Here is an 18341-nt window from a genome sequence, read left to right as displayed (position 1 = left end):
ATTTTTCCTTGTTTTTTACATAATTAAAATAATTATAGCATTTAAAATATAAATTATGCTATAGTTTCGCTTATGAATTACATTGAACTATTAAAAAATAATAAAAATATCAGAATATTAGCTTCGGTTCAGTTTATAGTATATTTTGGAGCATGGTTTTCTCAAACGGGAGTTTTTACCCTTTTAGTCGAACTTAATGCTCCTACTTGGGCAACAGCTACAAGTGCTATGCTTGCTTTTTTACCTGGAGTTTTACTTGCTCCTATTAATGGCGTCATAGTAGAGAAAAATAAACCTAAAAAACTTTTACTCAGTATGATTAGCATAGAATTAATTTCTATTTTTTGTCTTATTTTTGTCACAAGTCTTAGTATGCTTTGGCTTTTATTTATTTTAATTTTCATAAGACTTTGTGTTGCTTCGATTTATTTTCAAGCTGAAATGAGTTTATTGGCCAAAATTTTAACTCCTCAAGAACTTAAACTCGCTAATGAAATGCACAGTGTCATTTGGGCGATTTCTTATACAGCAGGTATGGCAAGTGCGGGAATTTTTATTTATTTTCTAGGAGTTAAAACCGCTTTTCTATTTGACTGTATACTTATACTCATAGGCATTTCTTTTTTAGTAAGATTAAGCATTCCTGATTTTCATCAAAAAACACAAAGTCGCTTTTTTACCATGATAAAAGAAGGATTTTTCTATGTTTTAAACAATAAGATAATTTTTCATCTTATCTTGCTTCACGCTTTTATAGGTTTAACTGCTTATGAAACCTTGGTTACGCTTTTAGCGCAACATCAATATAAAGAAGTTTTATCTGCTGCTTTAGTAATAGGGTTTTTAAATGCAGTACGTGCTTGTTCTTTAGCTATAGGACCTATGGTTTTAAGCAAATTTATTAATGATAAAAATTTATTTTACATGTATCTTGGTCAAGGCTTGGGTATTATACTTTGGGCTTTAACTCAATTTAATTTTTATATTTCTTTTTTAGGTTTAATCGGTGCAGGTTTTTTTACCTCAGCGCTTTGGGCTTACACCTACACTATGATACAAAAAAATGCCGACAAAGAATATCATGGTAGAGTGATCGCTTATACAGATATGATTTATCTTAGTTTTAGCGCTATTATTTCAATGCTTATGGGCTTTTTATTTGAAATAGGCTTGAGTTTAGAACTAATTACAGGCTTATTGGGTATGATTTTTATCTTTGCGGCATTTTATTGGAAGTGGTTTTATAAAAAATATTTGTGAAAATTCACAAATATTTTAAATTTTAAACAAATCTTGAAGATTTTTCATTGCTTCTTCATTGCTGATGGCATTATTTAGCTGCGATGAGCTTAATTCATTGAGCTCTATTTCATAACCACTTAACATAGAAGCAAGGCGAATATTAATACCATTTTTTCCTATAGCTTTGCTTTTTTGTTCGCTATTTAAACTTACAATAGCTTTTTTATCTTCAATTTTTACAGAATTTACAATAGCAGGAGCCAAGGCACGAGAAATTAAAATTTCACTCTCATTTGTAAATTCTATACAATCAATATTTTCATTATGAAGCTCTTTGCTTACCGCATTAATTCTTACACCTTTAACACCTACTGTAGCTCCTACAGGATCGATATTTGTTCCATTGGCCTGAAGAATGATTTTTGCTCTTTCACCTGGAATTCTAGCACATCCTATAATATTGACATAACCATCTTTGATTTCTGGAACCTCAGCTTCAAGTAAACATTCTAAAAATTTAGGACTTGTACGACTAAGCTCGATTTTAATACCCTTATCTGTATAAACACGGCGTATCACAGCTTTTACCACATCACCTATTTTAAACTTTTCCCCTTTAATGCGATTTTTTCTCGGTAAAAAAGCTCTTAATTCATCTATTTCAATAAAAGTATTTTCTTCATTATCCACTCTAACAACTGTACCAAAAACCATTTGCCCTACTTTGTTTTTATACTTTTCAAAAATAGTTTGTTCTAATAATTTTTGTATATGATATTCAAGTTCTTTATGCAAGGTATTTACCGCAGTTCTTCCTAAATTTTCCAAAGAACATTCATAGGTTAATTCATCTCCTATTTCAACATCTGGAGCTTCTGATTTTGCCTTACTTAACGCGATAAAACTCTCACTTTTATTTTGCAATCTCTCGTCATTATCTGCTACTATGGTAATTTTTTGATAAAGATTTAAATTTTTAGGATCCACAAAAAACTCATATTCTTGTCCATAAATTCTTTTTGCAGTATTGATTAAAGCGGTAGCTACCTTTTCTCTTACATTCTCTAAGTTTAAATTTTTTTCATTAGCAATAGATTCGATAATATCTGCTATCTTTTCCATATTTTATAAAACCTTTTTTGTGGGAAATTTAAATAATGTAGATAAAAATTATATCCTTAATAAGTTTAATTAAAAGTAAAATTTGCTAAAATTATAGATTAAAATGAAAATTCTTAAGGATTTAGCTATGGAATTAAAATTGGCAAGAACTTTGATTAATGAAAAACCTAAAAATATTAGCCTAGAAAAAATCGAAGAGGCTATAGAAAAAGAAGGACAAAAGTTTTTTTATTTTGATAAAGATAATACACACAAACAACTCATTGCCCTTGTAAATCATTTTGAAAAAAAAGGAGTAAGCATTTATCATAGAACCGTAAAATACGGACTTGATGATAATGATTTTATGTATGAGGTACATATTCTTTGAGTGCTAAAAAACTTTTTATCCAAACTTTAGGTTGTGCGATGAATGTCAGAGATTCTGAGCATATGATCGCAGAATTAACACAAAAAGAAAATTACGCACTAACAGAAGATATCAAAGAAGCAGATCTTATTCTTATTAATACCTGTTCAGTGCGTGAAAAACCTGTGCATAAACTTTTCTCAGAAGTGGGTGGCTTTGAAAAAGTTAAAAAAGAAGGTGCTAAAATAGGAGTTTGTGGATGCACTGCATCACATTTGGGAAATGAAATTTTCAAACGTGCTCCTTATGTGGATTTTGTTCTAGGGGCAAGAAATATTTCCAAAATCACTCAAGCTATAAAAACTCCAAAATTTATGGGCGTGGATATAGACTATGATGAAAGTGAATTTGCTTTTGCAGATTTTAGAAATAGTATTTATAAATCCTATATTAATATCTCCATAGGTTGTGATAAACACTGCACTTATTGTATAGTGCCACATACTAGAGGAGATGAAATTTCCATACCTTTTAACATCATCTACAAAGAAGCTCAAAAAGCTATTGAAAAAGGCGCTAAAGAGATTTTCTTGCTAGGACAAAATGTCAATAACTATGGCAAAAGATTTAGAAACGAACATAAAAAAATGGACTTTTCAGATCTTTTAGAAGAACTTAGCACTATAGAAGGTTTGGAACGCATTCGCTTTACAAGTCCACATCCTTTGCACATGGATGATAAATTTTTAGAAGTTTTTGCCAATAATCCAAAAGTTTGCAAATCCATGCATATGCCTTTACAAAGCGGCTCAAGTGAAATTTTAAAAGCTATGAAGCGTGGCTATACTAAAGAATGGTATTTAAATAGAGCTTTAAAACTTAGAGAACTTTGTCCAAATGTTAGCATTTCTACAGACATTATTGTAGCTTTTCCAGGGGAAAGTGAAAAAGATTTTGAAGAGACTGTAGATGTTTTGGAAAAAGTGCGTTTTGAACAAATTTTTTCTTTTAAATACTCCAAACGCCCTTTAACAAAAGCCGCAACCATGCCTAATCAAATCGATGAAGAAATAGCTTCAAGAAGACTTAGCACCTTACAAAATCGTCATAGTGAAATTTTAGATAAAATTGTAAAAAAACAAGAAAATAAAACTTTTAAAGTTTTATTTGAAGAATTAAGAGCAGGCAATAGCATTGCTGGAAGAACAGATAATAACTTTTTAGTTCAAGTTGAAGGTAGCGAAGAACTTTTAGGGCAATTTAAAGAAGTAAAAATAACTAATGCAAAGCGTATGGTTTTATATGGGGAAATCGTTTAAAATCCATTGCTTAACATATATAATTTTCATCTTGCAATGGCTTATTTTTTTAAGCTGTAAAAAGCACTATAAAGGTGAAAAAGTTGACCGTAAAGCTGGTGTGATACTTTTTTGGCATGGAAAATTAGCACTTATGCCTTTTGCGTTTAGACATTATAGGCAAAAAAATAAAAAAGCCTATGTCATGATCTCTCACCATAAAGATGGAGAGCAAATTGCAAAAATCATCAAGCTTTTCGGTCTTGATACTGTAAGAGGAAGCACTTCAAGGGGTGCTAGCAGTGCACTTAGAGCTGCATTTAAAGTTTTAGAACAAAATGACGATATAGTTATCACGCCCGATGGTCCACGAGGGCCTTATCATAGTATTTCAGATGGGTCTATCATTTTGGCTCAAAAAAAAGAACTAAAGATAAGAATTTTAAACTATGAAGCAAATCGTTTTTGGGAATTTAAAAGTTGGGATAAGATGATCATGCCAAAACCTTTTAGTAGGATTACTTATAGTCTAAGTGAACCTTTGGATATTTTATCTTTAGATAAAGAAAAAGCTAAAGAATTTCTAATGGAACAATTTGATAAAATTAGCTTAGCTGATCAATTTAAGGAATGAAATGTTATTTTTACTTAAAAAAATATTTCCACAACTTTTTATTAGTATTATTTTAGAAGATAAAAAAAATATTGTAAAAGCTTCTATTTATAGAGGAAATAAACTAATCAGTAGCAATGAAAAAACTTTTGATAAAAGCGAAAATTTATTAGAATACGTAAAAAATTTAAGCAAGCATTTCTTATTTTACCACACTGCTTTATTTTTAGATGCCAAAGAACAAGGATTAATACCTAGTACAAATATTCAAGATTGTGAGCACTTTAATATAGGAAAAATCAGCTTACAGCATATTTTGTTTAATAATGCCCTTGTTTATACGGCTACCGAACATGTAGAATATTATAGCGAGCTTTTTGAAGAATATAGAGGTTTAGATTTTTTATATTCCCCTTTTGCTCTTCTTTACTACAATATGCAAAAAGAAAAACAGCCTGATGATCAAATTTTACTTTATGGATTTAAGCAAGGACATCTTTTGGCAATTATTGTTGCTAAAGGCAATACTATTTTATACGGTGATTTTAAAATATTTGAGCAAGAATTAGGTTTAGAGCTTGAACTTCCATCGGAAGATAATCAAGAAATTGAAAACAACAACGATGATACTGAAGTTACCTTAGATAACTTCAATGAAGCCTTAAATAATAAATTTGATCTACTTGATCAAGAAAATAATCTTGAAACTTTGGATAATAATGATAATTTTAATCTTGATGAATTAAATCAATTTAGCAATGATATGGAACTTTGCCGTTATATTATTACGAGCATTGAAAAATTTTATAATGATGATAAATATGCTGGGGTATTTATCAATGGTATTTTATTATATAGCGAATCAGATATTAACATAAGTGCTATTGATTTTTTAGAAAGTGAAACTTTTTTAGAGATAAAAACCAAACAAATCAACACCTTAGATCTTATGATAGAATTGATGCAAAAGGAGCTTAAATGACTTATAGCTTCATACAACCAAGAAAAAAGCCTATTTTCACACTCTTTGATAAAATTTGGCTAGGACTTTTTGGTTTTAGTATATCATTTATCTTGCTAGTATATTTTACATATACAATAAAAATTGCATTAATCAATAGCTCTATCAATAATGAAAAACAACAAGTTATAGTGCTTCAAAATCAAACTAAGCAAAATGAAATGCTTTATGAAATTTTATTTGATCAAAGCCAAATAGCGAAAAATTTTAACACTCAAAATCAAATTGTTAAAGAAAGCTTAAGAAATCTATTTGATATTATTGTAAAAACTGATAACATTACTCTTGAAAGTGTTGAACAAGACGAATATTCCTTAAAGCTTATCGGAGTCACTCCTACAAGAGAAATGTTTACTCTACTTTTAGAAACCCCTTTAAAAAGCATCTTTGATCAAAGCTATACAACCTATTATCGCTTAGATAATGGGTGGTATCGTTTTGTTAGTATTAGTAAACAAATTCCAGGAGTTGCAGATGAAAGATAAAAGTCTAGAAGAAATTGATTTATTAAAGCTTATCATTTGCGCGTTAAGTTTTATAAGCGTTTGCACAGCCTTGATCTTATTTTTACTTTTACCGACATTAAAAAATTATAAACAAGCAAATCTTAGAGAAAACTCACAACTTGCTATCTTAAAGGCCGCTAAATTAAAATTTGACTTTAGTGAAGATAAAATATCAACTCTAAGAAGCGAAAACAACAAAAGTTTAGAGCAATTTGAGCAAAATTTTAATATAGGAAATTTTGATATTTTTTTACAAAAATATTTTCAAAATGTAAAAATTCAAGAAACTAAGCCCGAAAAACAAGAAAAATATCTAAAAAACCGCTTAGCCATTAAAGCGACAATGAACAATCCTAGAAGGCTTTATGATTTTATTGATGCTCTAAAAAACTATAATAACTTAATCAAGCTTGATTATCCACTTAATCTTAAAGCAGGAGAGCAAGGTATCTCTATAGATCTTACTCTCAAAGTTTATTCAAGCTAAACTCACATCTTCGCCTTTTAAAATTTGATTCATAGTATTCATTGCACACATTTTTCCACACATAGAACATGAGTTTAAATCATCAGGACGACGCTCATTAAACATTTTTTTGGCCTTTTCTCCATCAATAGCAAGTTTAAACATTTTCTCCCAATCTATCTCTTGCCTAGCCTTACTCATCTCATCATCTCTTGCTCTTTCTTTTGGAAGTTTAGCTATATCTCCTGCATGAGCTGCAATTTTAGTCGCAACTATACCCTCTCTAACATCTTCTAAATTTGGAAGTCTTAAGTGTTCAGCAGGTGTTACATAACACAGCATATCAGCACCGCTAGCTGCAGCCACAGCTCCTCCAATAGCACCACTAATATGATCATACCCTGCGCCAATATCTATTACCAAAGGTCCTAAGACATAAAAAGGCGCTCCTTTACATAAACGCTTTTCTAATTGCATATTTGCCTCTATTTCATTAATAGCCATATGCCCTGGACCTTCTATCATTACTTGAATCCCAACATCCCAAGCCCTTTGAGTAAGGAGTGATAATTCTATAAGTTCTGAAATTTGTGCCCCATCACTTGCATCGTGAGTAGAGCCAGGACGCAAAGCATCGCCCAAAGATAAAGTTACATCATATTTTAAACAAATGTCAAGCAAATCATCATAATACTCAAAAAAAGGATTTTCAGCATCTTTCATCATCATCCAAGCATAAAGTACAGAGCCTCCTCTTGAAACTATATTTGTAAGTCTTTTACTTTGTTTAAAAATATGCGCTGCGCGAGAATTAATACCTGCATGAATTGTCATAAAATCAACCCCACTTTTAGCATGATGATATACAACATCTAAAAAGTCTTTGGCATTAATTTGCTTTAAATCTTTTTCTAAAAATCCTACCGCATCATATACAGGAACTGTTCCTATCATAGCTTTTGAAACATTAACAAGCTCGTCTCTAAAACGACTTGTTTTGCCATAATTGCTTAAGTCCATAATCGCTTCTATGCCAAATTTATGAGCAAGCTCTACTTTTTTCATTTCCTCGCTATAATCAACGCAATCATTTGAAACTCCTAAATTTACATTAACCTTAGTACGCAGTCCAAAACCTATACCATTTGGATCAAGACTTTTATGATTAATATTTGCAGGGATAATAATTTTACCGCAAGCAATATTTTCAAGCAAAAAATCTTTACTTAAATTTTCTTTTTGCGCAACAATCTGCATTTCTTTAGTAAAAATACCTTCTTTGGCATAATTCATTTGAGTTTTCATAAATTTATCCTTTAAAAAATTTGGATAAATGAAGGGTGAGTATAAATTTTTAAAGTATTGAAATTTATAAATCTTCCCGACGCTGGTATTATCCAGATCCGGTTCGGTCTAAGCTTTTAGCTTACTCTCAGCCTGTTACACAAGCTCCCGTCATTTATGTTTTAATTATACACTTTAAATATTTATTTTTGCTTTATACGTGCAGTTTTTGTAAAATTTATAAGTTCTTCTGTAGTTTTTATATGATAAGGAAGTTTTCCAAGGCAATATTTAAAAATTTCAGCAGCTGCCAAAGCATCATCTAAGGCTCTATGATGCATATTTTCCACGCCAAGAAATTCTTTCAAAACCTCTAGTTTATATTTTGGACTTTCTATACAACATTGTGCAAATTCTATAGTGCAAATACGACGATTAAGCAAAATGCCAAAACTACACTCATTTAAAGCCTTAGAAATAAAACTATAATCAAAACGCACATTATGCGCTACAAAAATACTGTCTTTTAAAAAAAGCCTAAAATCACTTAAAACCTTTGCTAAACTTGAAGCATTTTCCACCATCTCATAAGTAATACCCGTAAGTTCAGTTATATTTTTTGGAATTTCTTTTACTTTAACAAAACTTTGAAAGCGTCCAATTTCTTTAGAATTTTGAATTTTTACCGCTCCAATTTCTAAAATTTCCCCCTTGCTCACCCCACCAGTACTTTCTATATCCACTATGCAAAAAATTTCATCTTTAATTTTTGTTGTGCGTGTTTTAAGAGTAAAAATATTATCTTTATTTAAAGTTAAACCTAACCCCAAAAGCTCAAAAGTTTCTAAATCTAAATCAAAATTTTTTAATTCTTCAACTTTGGCAAACTCTTGCATCACCCAATCATAAGGCTTGCTTTGCTTATTTAATATAGAAATAATCTGATCAATTTGCTGTAAACTCAAAATTCAAGCTTTAAAGATGAAATTGCAGTTTTATAATCATTGGAAGAAAAAATATAACTTCCAGCCACCAAAATATCAGCTCCAGATTCTTCTAAATCACTAGCATTTAAACCATTAACACCACCATCAACCTCTATAAAAACTTTAGCATTTTTTTTATCAATCATTTGGCGCAATTCTTTGATTTTTTCATGTATCAAAGGTAAAAATTTTTGCCCACCAAATCCAGGATTAACACTCATTAAAAGCACCATATCTACAAATTCTAGCATGTGTTTAATAGAATCAATAGGAGTATGTGGATTTAAAACAATAGCAGGATGGATTCCTTGACTTCTTATATATTCACAAAGCCTTATAGGATGAACTTCGCTTTCCATATGAAAAGAGATAAATTTCGGTTTTAAAGAGATAAAAAGATCTACAAATTTACTTACATCTTTAACCATTAAATGCACATCTAATGGCAACTTACTAATAGTTGAAATTTTTTCGATCACGCAAGGTCCGAAAGTCAAATTTGGAACAAAGTGTCCATCCATTACATCAATGTGTAAAAGATCCGCACCTGCAGCTTCAATAGCTTTAACTTCTTCTTCTAATTTCAAAAAATTTGCAGACAATAAACTTGGAGCTACATACATGATCAAAACCTTAAACTATATATAAATGTGATAAATAATATTTTATCGACTTATATATTAAAAAAACTATAAATTATGGAATATTTTAAGCTTAATTTTGATAAAATCTCCATTTAAAAATTTTCATAAGGACAAAAAAATGGCAAGAGTATGTCAAATCACAGGCAAGGGTCCAATGGTGGGTAATAATGTCAGCCATGCTAACAATAAAACAAAAAGACGCTTTTTACCTAATCTCAGAACAGTTCGTGTAACTTTAGAAGATGGCACCACGAGAAAAATGAGAATTGCAGCTTCTACTCTAAGAACTCTAAAAAAACAAAATTCTAAATAATTTTGAGGATTTATTCCTCAATTTTAAAATTTCCAATTTAAAAATAAACTTTAACAAATCACTTATATAACACACATTTAAAAATTATTATTAATTTTATTATTTTTTAAGCTAAAAATATCTTTTAATAGTGTAAAATACCTTGTTAAATGAATTTTAAATTTCACTAATACAAGGAGAGTTTATGCTACATGAATATAGAGAATTAATGTCAGAGCTAAAAGGTAAAGATGCTCATTTTGATAAACTATTTGATCGTCATAATGAACTTGATGACATGATTAAAGATGCAGAAGAAGGTAGAACTTCTCTTAGCAGCATGGAAATTTCAACTTTAAAAAAAGAAAAGCTTCATGTAAAAGATGAACTTAGCCAATATCTAGCAAATTATAAAAAATAAGGCAAAACAATGTTTGGAAGTAAAATAAACCATTCTGATCTTCAAAAACTTGAAGAAGAAAATAAAAATCTTACACATAAAATTGAAAAATTTCAATCGGAAAATTTAGAATTAAAAAATAAAATTACATCATTAGAACAAGCGGCTTTAGAGTCTAAACTTAAAACAGATCTTTTAAATGTTTTATTAACTGGGGTTTTAAAAAATATTACTATTATTCAAGGCGATATGTTAGAAAATGTAAATAAGGCAGAAGTTATCTCTAGCTATTCTAAAACTTCTCTTGCTGAAATGGATGAACTTAACCATATTGCTAATTCTATCAATGCCTCTTTGGGAAATATTACAGAATCAGCCAATAAAACAAGAGATGTTGCAGGAACATTGCATAGAAGTGTAGATGAAATTACTAATGTAATTAATCTAATTAAAGATGTTTCCGATCAAACCAATCTTTTAGCTCTTAACGCTGCCATAGAAGCTGCACGCGCAGGTGAACATGGGCGTGGTTTTGCTGTTGTTGCCGATGAAGTAAGAAAACTAGCTGAAAAAACACAAAAAGCAACCACAGAAGTTGAAATGAACATCAACCTTCTAAAGCAAAATGCAAATGAAATGTATACTCAAAGTGAGCAAGTTGAAAAAATTTCTATAGATTCTAATGCTCATATTATGAGTTTTTCCGAAAAATTTACTCACTTAGTAAATGAAGCGCATTCTACTAATTCAAATGCAGTTGGTATCGCTTCAGAAGCTTTCGTATCTTTAGCAAAACTAGATCATATAGCTTTTAAATTAAATGGTTATAAAGAAATTTTTTCCAAATCAGGAAAGCAATTAGCCGATCATACATCTTGTCGCTTAGGAAAATGGCTTGCTAGCACAGGAAAAGAAAGATTTGGGCAAAATAAAAGCTTCTTAAAAATTAACGAGCCACATGAAAAAGTTCATGAAAATATGAATAATGCTATAACAATAGCAAATACAGAAGATATTAGCAAAGATATTACTCAACACAGCATAATTAATAAATGCGAAGTTGCTGAAAATGCATCGCTTGATCTTTTCAATGTATTTAAAGAAATGCTTGATGAGTCAGATCATTAAAATCCTAGGTTGAACCTTTTTAAGGTTTAACCTAAATAATCTTTAATTTTCCCCACTTTTCCTTTAAAAACCACATATAAGCAAAATCAAGCAAAGGCGTTCTTATCATATTTTTACATTTTTTTTCAAAATCCTGCACCTTAACATAAACAGCTTCAATCTCTTCATCATCAACTCCACCTCCAGAAGAAATTTTATCTTTTTCATCAACTTCTACGAAATAAAAGCTTTGCTTGCTTACACCTGAACCAAACCCTGTATAAAAATCTCCTATTTTTTCTAAATTTTTAGGAGCATATCCTAGTTCTTCTATACATTCTTCTTTTGCTATTTCCTCTAAAGATAATTTTTTATCCACAAGCCCAGAACAAAGCTCTATAGTATAGCCCATATCATCATCTTTTACATAATCTTTATCATGCATTTGATGATACCAAAGTGGTATACGAAATTGGCGTACAAAAATAAAACTTTCTAATTCTTTATGATACAAAAGCACTGAAACACTATCTTTAGATTCTATAAAATCCCAAGTGCAAAGCCTACCATTACTTTCATAAGCAAATCTCTTAGGCTTAATATAATTTGATTTTTCAAAAGAAAGTTCTTTTAAATTTTTAAACGCCATAATAAAACCTTTTATTTATTTTTCACATTGTACTTTATTTTTGCTTTTTTGAAAATATAAAGGTGATTAAAGCCTTAAAAAATTAAAAATCATATTTATAACTTAACCAAAAACTTCTTCCTTCTGTATAATCTTGATAGCGATTTGCATATCCAGCAGGATTAGCCCCATCCCATCTTGTAACTTGCGGATCAAAGAAATTTTTATCAAAAAGATTTTGCACTGCAAAACTTAAGCTAGATTGCTTATTGATTTTATAATTTATCCCTAAATCTACTATATAAAAAGGCTTATATTTTTGCCATGGCAAACTACCATTACCACCAACTCTTGCTTTAGCTATAGTATCGAGTCTTGCTCGTGTTTTTATATAGGAATTAAATTTACCTCGCTCATAGTTTAATTTTAACATTGCTATATGCCTTGGTAAATTTTCTATTCTATCACCACCAAACCAATTTTTTTGACTATCTTTATAGCGATTATCCATAAAAGTATAACTTGAATTTAGGCTAAAACCATTGTAAGTTTTGGTATTAAATGCAAATTCTATACCTTTAGTCTGTGTTTTTCCAAGATTAATAGGACGCTTACAAACAGTGCCATTGCTACAATTAATACCATTTTGCATACCTGTTAAATATTCACTACTGATTTGATTTGTAAAATCAGTAATAAATCCTGTGATAGAATAATGTGCAAAATCAAATACCCTAAAATCAGCACCCAATTCATAATTTATACTTTCTTCTGGTTTTAAGTCAGGGTTTCCAAAAAGAGCATTGCCATTGGCATAATTATAATATCCATTTGTCAACTGCTTGGCAGAAGGAGTTTTATAGCCTTTTGAAACACCTCCTTTAAAGGCTATATTATCATTTAAGTGATAAACCAAATAAATCCTAGGGGTAAATTCAGAATCAAACAAATTGCTATAAATATAACGCAAACCTGTAGTAAAAATCAAATCATCGGTTATAAAATACTCATTTTCCCCATAAAGCGCAACCATGGTTTGATCAAGATTTTTACCTCTTATTTAACTACCTGCGCTTGCTTGATCATTTTTTAACATCTCATAATCAATCCTTGCACCAAAGGTATTTACTAAATTACCGTATTGACCTAAATTCCAAGGTAAAACAACCTTACCTTCTCCTACCCAAATTTGACTATGTAATTCCTTATCCTTAGTGCTACCATATTGTAAATATGAGTTAGTTGAACCAAAATCATAGTTACCATCATGATTTAAAACAATATTATCCTTAAAAAGTTGTTTTTCACTTTTAATAGCCCTACTACTTATAGAATTCACTGAAATTTCATTAATATATCGCTCTATATCAAAATATATATTATTTTTATCATCTACTGTCCAATTAAGCCTAGAACCAAAACCTAAGCTAGTAAAAGCACCTGGACTATGAATAGCAATTTGGTAATTATCAGGTTTTTGATTGTTATTATTCCAAACCGGTGTAGGCCATTTTAAATCAGAAGCTGCCTTATCATAATACTTCAACCTTGCAGAAATTGATAATGTATCTTCAATCAAAGGAGTTGCTACATAAGCATTAAAACCGCCCGCATTGCCATAGTGATTAGAGTGCTGTTGCAAAAGAGTATTAAATTGTATATTTGCTTCGATTTTATCAGGATTTTTCTTGGTGATAATATTTATCACACCGCCTACAGCATCACTGCCATAAAGTGTAGAAGCTGGACCACGTATAACCTCGATACGCTCTATCATAGATAAAGGCGGCAGATATCCTGACTCACTGCCTTTAAAAACATTAGTATAAAACCCATTTGCAACACTTTGACGTTTTCCATCAATTAAAACTAGAGTATAAGAACTACCAAAACCTCGTATGCTAAAATCATAAGTGCCTGTTTTATCCATAGTCACATCTACACCTGGAATATCTCCTATAGCCTCCCCTATATCCTTAATTGGCTTTTTTCAAGCTCTTCTTTTGTAATGATAGAAATACTAGCAGGCGCATCAACCAAATCTTGTTCAAAACCACTAGCGCTAACCACAACATCATTAAGTTGATATGTTTCTTCTGCTTTTAACAAAGCTCCAGATAAAATTAAAAAACACAGTAAACTTTTTTTAAATTTCATATTTTTGATTTGAGTCAAATTAATTCCTTTAAAAAAAATTATTTTGATATTTAAAATCATTTTTGGAGTATAAAAAAAGAATACTTTTAATTAACTTAATTTTGATAACAATTATAAATAATAAAATTATTTAAAAAAGCGAAGTAAAAGCCTAAGCCTCTTGATAGGCTCCAAGCTTTAAAATTTTCTGCATACGATTTGCAGAAAGTTCTCGTACATCAATATTTTCAAGTTCATTTAGGGATTTTTTTACATAATCAGCAATAGCTACTGCTGCAGCTTCTTTATTGCGATGTGCACCATTTGTAGGTTCGTCTATCACATCATCAATTAAACCTTGAGATTTTAAATCATCAGCTGTTACTTTCATAGCTTTGGTTGCAGCTTCACTTTTTGCAGGATCATTCCAAAGTATTGCAGCGCAACCTTCAGGAGAAATTACTGAAAAAACAGAATTTTTCATCATTGCAAGTTTATCTGCAACCCCTATAGCTAACGCCCCGCCACTACCGCCTTCTCCGATAACTATAGCAATGGTCGGTATTTTCAAATCACTTAATTCATATAAATTTCTAGCGATAGCTTCACTTTGTCCTCTTTCTTCAGCACCTATTCCAGGATAAGCACCTGGAGTATCTATCAAAAATAAAATAGGAATTTGAAATTTCTCTGCAAGTCCTGCTACTCTTAAGGCTTTGCGATATCCTTCAGGATGTGGCATCCCAAAATTTCTAGCGATTTTATCTTTTGTTCCACGTCCTTTTTGCTCACCAATTACAATTATTTTTTTCTCTCCTAAATAACCCATAAAACAAACAATAGCAGGATCATCTCTAAAGGCACGATCACCATGTATTTCGTGAGCGTCATTTAAAATAAGTTCAATATAGTCAAGAGCATAAGGGCGATCTGGATGACGCGCTAATTGCAAACGCTGAAAATCACTTAAATTCTTATAAGTTTTAGAAATTTCTTTTTCAAGATTTTTCTTTAAAATTGATACAGCTTCAGTATCTCCTTTAATCTGAGCATTGATAATGTCCTCGTCAATTTGCTGAATATTTTTTTCAAAATCTAAATAAGAAGCCATATTAATCTACTTTTTTAAATACAACACAGCCATTTGTGCCACCAAAACCAAAAGAATTACTCATCACCACTTTTAAATCTACTTTTCTTGATATATTTGGAATATAATCAAGATCACATTCATCATCTTTTACAAGCTGATTGATTGTAGGTGGAACTACCCCATCTCTTAAAACCATAACACTAACAACTGCTTCAATTGCACCTGCAGCACCCAAGCAATGACCTGTTTGTCCTTTGGTGGAACTTATAAGCGGGATATTATTGCCAAAAAGCTCTTTAATTGCTGCTGTTTCATTTTTGTCATTTACAGGGGTTGAAGTTCCATGTGCATTGATATAATCTACCTTTGGATTCCCTGCCATATTTAAAGCTTTTTTCATAGCCCTTAAAGGCCCATCTAAAGTTGGTGAAGTAATATGATGCGCATCTGCACTTTCTCCAAATCCAATTAATTCAGCATAAATCGTAGCACCGCGTTTTTTAGCCTCTTCATATTCCTCAAAAACTAAAGCTCCAGCACCTTCTCCCATGACAAAACCATCTCTTTCTTTGTCAAATGGTCTTGAAGCATGCTGTGGATCTTCATTTCTAGTTGATAAAGCTTTCATTGAAGCAAAACCACCTATACCCACAGGACAAATCGCAGCTTCTGCACCTATGACTAACATCTTTTTAGCATTTCCCAAAGCTATACTTTTATAAGCTTCTCCTATAGCATGAGTTCCTGCTGCACAAGCTGTAACACAAGAAATATTTGGCCCTTTAAGTCCATGCTCTATAGAAATCAAACCTCCTAACATATTTACAAGTGCTGAAGGTATGAAAAAAGGGGAAATTTTACGCGGACCTCGCTCGGAACAAATAATGGAATTTTTTTCTATGTTAGGCAAACCTCCAATACCAGAAGCCGAAACAATGCCAAATTCTTCTTTATCTAATTCTTCACTAAATCCAGCATCCTGCATTGCTTCTCTTGCTGCTTTAATTCCAAGTTGTATGAAACGGTCAATTTTTTTTACTTCTTTGCCATCAACAACCTCTAATGGATCAAAATTTTTAACTTCAGCTGCAATTTGAACAGGAAAGTCCGTAGCATCAAAAAGAGTAATTTTATTTACTCCGCTTTCTCCATTGCAAATTGCTTTAAATGAACTTTCTTTATCTAAACCAAGGGCATTGATCATACCAATACCTGTAACTACAACTCTTTTCAAGAATAAGCTCCTTGCAAGAAAAAAAATTATTTTTTTAGATTGTCAATATAATTTACAACATCTTCAATTTTAATTAATTTTTCAGCATCACTATCTGGAATTTCTACTTCAAATTTTTCTTCTAAAGCCATAATAAGCTCTACAACATCTAAAGAATCAGCACCTAAATCTTCAATAATTTTTGATTCCATTTTAACTGCATCTGCATCAATACTTAATTGCTCTACTACTACTGCTTTTACATCATCAAATGTTGCCATTTGTTCTCCTTTAAAAAATTAAAATAAAGCGTATTTTACTATAAAAAGCTTAAAATATTTATAGTTTTTCATTATACTTGAAAATAAAATATTAAAACATAAAGGAAAAATGATGCTTTTCTCTAATTTAATCAAAGAAAATCAAAAAATTTGGAATGCTTATCTACATCATGATTTTGTTAAAAAATTGGAAGATAAAAGCCTAAAGCAAGAAAATTTTCTTTTTTATCTCAAGCAAGATTATATTTATTTGCTTAATTACGCAAAATGTTATGCAAGATTAGCACTTAACTCAAATACTGCAAAAGAACTTCGTTTTGCTATGAAATTTCAAAATTATATAGTTGAAGGAGAAATGGAACTTCATCGTGCAATTTTATCTCTTGGCATTAATGCAGATGAACTCGATATAAAAGATGAAAGTTTAGTCAATATAGCCTATTCGCGTTATATGTTAAGCGTAGGTGAAAATGGAGATTTTTTAGATATGTTAGTTGCTCTTAGTGCTTGCGCTATAGGCTATGCAAAAATAGGTGCTGAAATTATAAATCGTTTAAAAAATGAAAATTTAAAAGATCATCCTTACAAGGAATGGATTTTGACCTATGGAAGTGAAAATTTTCAAAATGAAGCTAAAGAATTTGAAGATTTTGTTAATTCTTATACTTCAAGTGTTAGTGCACAAAAATTCCAAAAACTCAGCGAAATTTTTCATACTGTAACACGCTTGGAAGTGGCTTTTTGGGAGCATTCTTTAAGAATGGAATTAAATCTTTAAACATGGGCTTTTTGCCCATGTTTTTATGCAATTTTACTTACATCAATAATATTATAATCTAAACCAACCGTTTCTTTAGAAAGTCCTAATGCAAGTCCTACTAATTGCGATAAATGAATAATAGGCAATCTTGCTTTAGAATTAGTATAATCTTGAAATCTTTCTTGATAGATATCAAGCTGCATTTGACAAAGTGGACAAGGTGTTACAACACAATCAGCTTGATTTTCACTTGCATTATTGACAATTTGACTAGACATTTTTTTCACAGATTTTTCTGCAGGATAAGAAGCATGAAAACCACAACAATCAAGGCGTTTTTCAAAAGGAACTATTTTAGCCCCTAAAACTTCTACTACACTTTCAAAACTTTTTGGATTGGTTGAACTTTCTTTTTTACCGAAAATATCTTCAGGTCTTAAACTATGGCAACCATAAAATAAAGCTACTTTTAAATTTGAAAGCGGCTTTTTCACCTTGCTTTTTAAATTATCCAAATCCTCATAAAGCTCCCACAAAAGACTTGTAATAGGCGTTGAACCTTGATATTTCATTCCACCTTTTGCTAAAAAAGTATTGATGCGTTCTTTTGCACCCTTATCAAGAGTATTTTTTGCTTTAGTTAAAGTTAGCATACAAGTACTACAAGTTGTAAGCATTGGCATTTTCATCTCTTCTGCTAAAGCAATATTTCTTGCATTAGCTACCAAAGTCGCAATAGGATCAACACACTGCGCTTGAGAAGCCCCACAACAACTCCACCCCTTAATTTCATTCAACTTCCAACCCAAAATAGGTGCAATAGCTTCAAGTGAAATTTTAGATTCTTTTGCAGCTTGAGATAAAACACAACCTGGAAAAAAAGCGTATTCTTTTTGCATA

General features: G+C 30.8%; 20 protein-coding genes, 1 pseudogene and 1 riboswitch. Of the genes and pseudogenes, 11 read left to right on the top strand and 10 right to left on the bottom strand.

Going from position 1 to position 18341, the window contains the following annotated elements; translation table 11 throughout:
* Window positions 1-72 precede the first annotated feature (72 nt).
* Entirely contained in the window at window positions 73-1260 is a 1188-nt protein-coding gene (locus FBE96_RS02280; RefSeq protein ID WP_002858477.1) for an MFS transporter, read from the top strand.
* A 15-nt stretch (window positions 1261-1275) separates the two neighbouring features.
* Here FBE96_RS02280 and nusA read toward each other — a convergent pair whose 3' ends face one another.
* Window positions 1276-2364, bottom strand: coding sequence for a transcription termination factor NusA (nusA, locus tag FBE96_RS02275; RefSeq protein ID WP_002858478.1), 1089 nt, complete (start codon window positions 2362-2364; stop codon window positions 1276-1278).
* Between the two features lie 127 nt (window positions 2365-2491).
* On the opposite strand from nusA, the gene FBE96_RS02270 reads away from it, so the two are divergent.
* From FBE96_RS02270 to FBE96_RS02245, 6 genes are read left to right on the top strand one after another with little or no spacing between them, the layout of a single operon-like run.
* A complete protein-coding gene (locus FBE96_RS02270; protein ID WP_002851103.1) occupies window positions 2492-2734 on the top strand; it encodes an HP0268 family nuclease in 243 nt (80 codons plus the stop codon).
* Window positions 2731-4032 carry a tRNA (N6-isopentenyl adenosine(37)-C2)-methylthiotransferase MiaB gene (miaB, locus tag FBE96_RS02265; RefSeq protein WP_002858634.1) on the top strand — a complete coding sequence of 434 codons (1302 nt, stop codon included), beginning with the start codon at window positions 2731-2733 and terminating at the stop codon, window positions 4030-4032. Before FBE96_RS02270 ends, miaB begins: the two co-directional genes overlap by 4 nt.
* Window positions 4016-4645, top strand: coding sequence for a lysophospholipid acyltransferase family protein (locus FBE96_RS02260; protein ID WP_002868794.1), 630 nt, complete (start codon window positions 4016-4018; stop codon window positions 4643-4645). The genes miaB and FBE96_RS02260 overlap by 17 nt, the downstream gene beginning before the upstream one ends.
* Window position 4646: 1 nt before the next feature.
* Window positions 4647-5606, top strand: coding sequence for a hypothetical protein (locus tag FBE96_RS02255; RefSeq protein ID WP_002868795.1), 960 nt, complete (start codon window positions 4647-4649; stop codon window positions 5604-5606).
* Complete coding sequence (locus FBE96_RS02250) at window positions 5603-6130, top strand: hypothetical protein (RefSeq protein ID WP_002868796.1); 528 nt, start codon at window positions 5603-5605, stop codon at window positions 6128-6130. Before FBE96_RS02255 ends, FBE96_RS02250 begins: the two co-directional genes overlap by 4 nt.
* Window positions 6120-6638, top strand: a complete 519-nt coding sequence (locus tag FBE96_RS02245; protein ID WP_002867617.1) for a hypothetical protein — start codon at window positions 6120-6122, stop codon at window positions 6636-6638. Before FBE96_RS02250 ends, FBE96_RS02245 begins: the two co-directional genes overlap by 11 nt.
* Here FBE96_RS02245 and thiC read toward each other — a convergent pair.
* The 3 genes from thiC to rpe all read right to left on the bottom strand — a co-directional run bounded on the left by thiC (window position 6630) and on the right by rpe (window position 9510).
* Window positions 6630-7922, bottom strand: coding sequence for a phosphomethylpyrimidine synthase ThiC (gene thiC / locus FBE96_RS02240; RefSeq protein WP_002868797.1), 1293 nt, complete (start codon window positions 7920-7922; stop codon window positions 6630-6632). The genes FBE96_RS02245 and thiC overlap by 9 nt on opposite strands.
* Window positions 7923-7978: 56 nt before the next feature.
* Window positions 7979-8083: riboswitch (TPP riboswitch) on the bottom strand.
* 21 nt (window positions 8084-8104) lie between these two features.
* A complete protein-coding gene (locus FBE96_RS02235; protein WP_002871638.1) occupies window positions 8105-8866 on the bottom strand; it encodes a 3'-5' exonuclease in 762 nt (253 codons plus the stop codon).
* The gene (gene rpe, locus FBE96_RS02230) at window positions 8863-9510 is read right to left on the bottom strand and encodes a ribulose-phosphate 3-epimerase (protein WP_002858571.1); all 648 of its coding nucleotides are present in this window, start codon (window positions 9508-9510) and stop codon (window positions 8863-8865) included. The genes FBE96_RS02235 and rpe overlap by 4 nt, the downstream gene beginning before the upstream one ends.
* A gap of 139 nt (window positions 9511-9649) precedes the next feature.
* Here rpe and rpmB point away from each other — a divergent pair, with 139 nt between their 5' ends.
* The 3 genes from rpmB to FBE96_RS02215 all read left to right on the top strand — a co-directional run bounded on the left by rpmB (window position 9650) and on the right by FBE96_RS02215 (window position 11351).
* Window positions 9650-9844: a 50S ribosomal protein L28 gene (gene rpmB, locus FBE96_RS02225; RefSeq protein ID WP_002854974.1), complete on the top strand. Its 195-nt coding sequence runs from the start codon at window positions 9650-9652 to the stop codon at window positions 9842-9844.
* Window positions 9845-10028: 184 nt separating this feature from the next.
* Window positions 10029-10244, top strand: a complete 216-nt coding sequence (locus tag FBE96_RS02220) for a YdcH family protein (RefSeq protein ID WP_002855201.1) — start codon at window positions 10029-10031, stop codon at window positions 10242-10244.
* Between the two features lie 9 nt (window positions 10245-10253).
* Window positions 10254-11351, top strand: coding sequence for a methyl-accepting chemotaxis protein (locus FBE96_RS02215; protein ID WP_002858516.1), 1098 nt, complete (start codon window positions 10254-10256; stop codon window positions 11349-11351).
* Window positions 11352-11382: 31 nt separating this feature from the next.
* Here FBE96_RS02215 and FBE96_RS02210 read toward each other — a convergent pair whose 3' ends face one another.
* The 5 genes and pseudogenes from FBE96_RS02210 to acpP all read right to left on the bottom strand — a co-directional run bounded on the left by FBE96_RS02210 (window position 11383) and on the right by acpP (window position 16681).
* Window positions 11383-11979: an NUDIX domain-containing protein gene (locus tag FBE96_RS02210; protein WP_002855131.1), complete on the bottom strand. Its 597-nt coding sequence runs from the start codon at window positions 11977-11979 to the stop codon at window positions 11383-11385.
* Window positions 11980-12061: 82 nt separating this feature from the next.
* Window positions 12062-14124, bottom strand: a pseudogene (locus tag FBE96_RS08555) (TonB-dependent receptor).
* A 142-nt stretch (window positions 14125-14266) separates the two neighbouring features.
* The gene (gene accA / locus FBE96_RS02190) at window positions 14267-15205 is read right to left on the bottom strand and encodes an acetyl-CoA carboxylase carboxyl transferase subunit alpha (RefSeq protein ID WP_002858530.1); all 939 of its coding nucleotides are present in this window, start codon (window positions 15203-15205) and stop codon (window positions 14267-14269) included.
* Between the two features lies 1 nt (window position 15206).
* Window positions 15207-16421: a beta-ketoacyl-ACP synthase II gene (locus tag FBE96_RS02185; protein WP_002858574.1), complete on the bottom strand. Its 1215-nt coding sequence runs from the start codon at window positions 16419-16421 to the stop codon at window positions 15207-15209.
* A 26-nt stretch (window positions 16422-16447) separates the two neighbouring features.
* Entirely contained in the window at window positions 16448-16681 is a 234-nt protein-coding gene (gene acpP, locus FBE96_RS02180) for an acyl carrier protein (RefSeq protein WP_002854831.1), read from the bottom strand.
* A 109-nt stretch (window positions 16682-16790) separates the two neighbouring features.
* On the opposite strand from acpP, the gene tenA reads away from it, so the two are divergent.
* Window positions 16791-17459: a thiaminase II gene (gene tenA, locus FBE96_RS02175; RefSeq protein ID WP_072223318.1), complete on the top strand. Its 669-nt coding sequence runs from the start codon at window positions 16791-16793 to the stop codon at window positions 17457-17459.
* 23 nt (window positions 17460-17482) lie between these two features.
* On the opposite strand, the gene sdhE is transcribed toward tenA, so the two are convergent.
* A complete protein-coding gene (gene sdhE, locus FBE96_RS02170) occupies window positions 17483-18340 on the bottom strand; it encodes an 8-methylmenaquinol:fumarate reductase membrane anchor subunit (protein WP_002871636.1) in 858 nt (285 codons plus the stop codon).
* Window position 18341: the final 1 nt, after the last annotated feature.

This window comes from Campylobacter sp. CFSAN093241 (assembly GCF_012889595.1).
Classification (GTDB): Bacteria; Campylobacterota; Campylobacteria; order Campylobacterales; family Campylobacteraceae; genus Campylobacter_D; species Campylobacter_D jejuni.
Note: the sequence above shows the minus strand (reverse complement) of the source record. Positions and strands in the feature narration are given on the sequence as shown.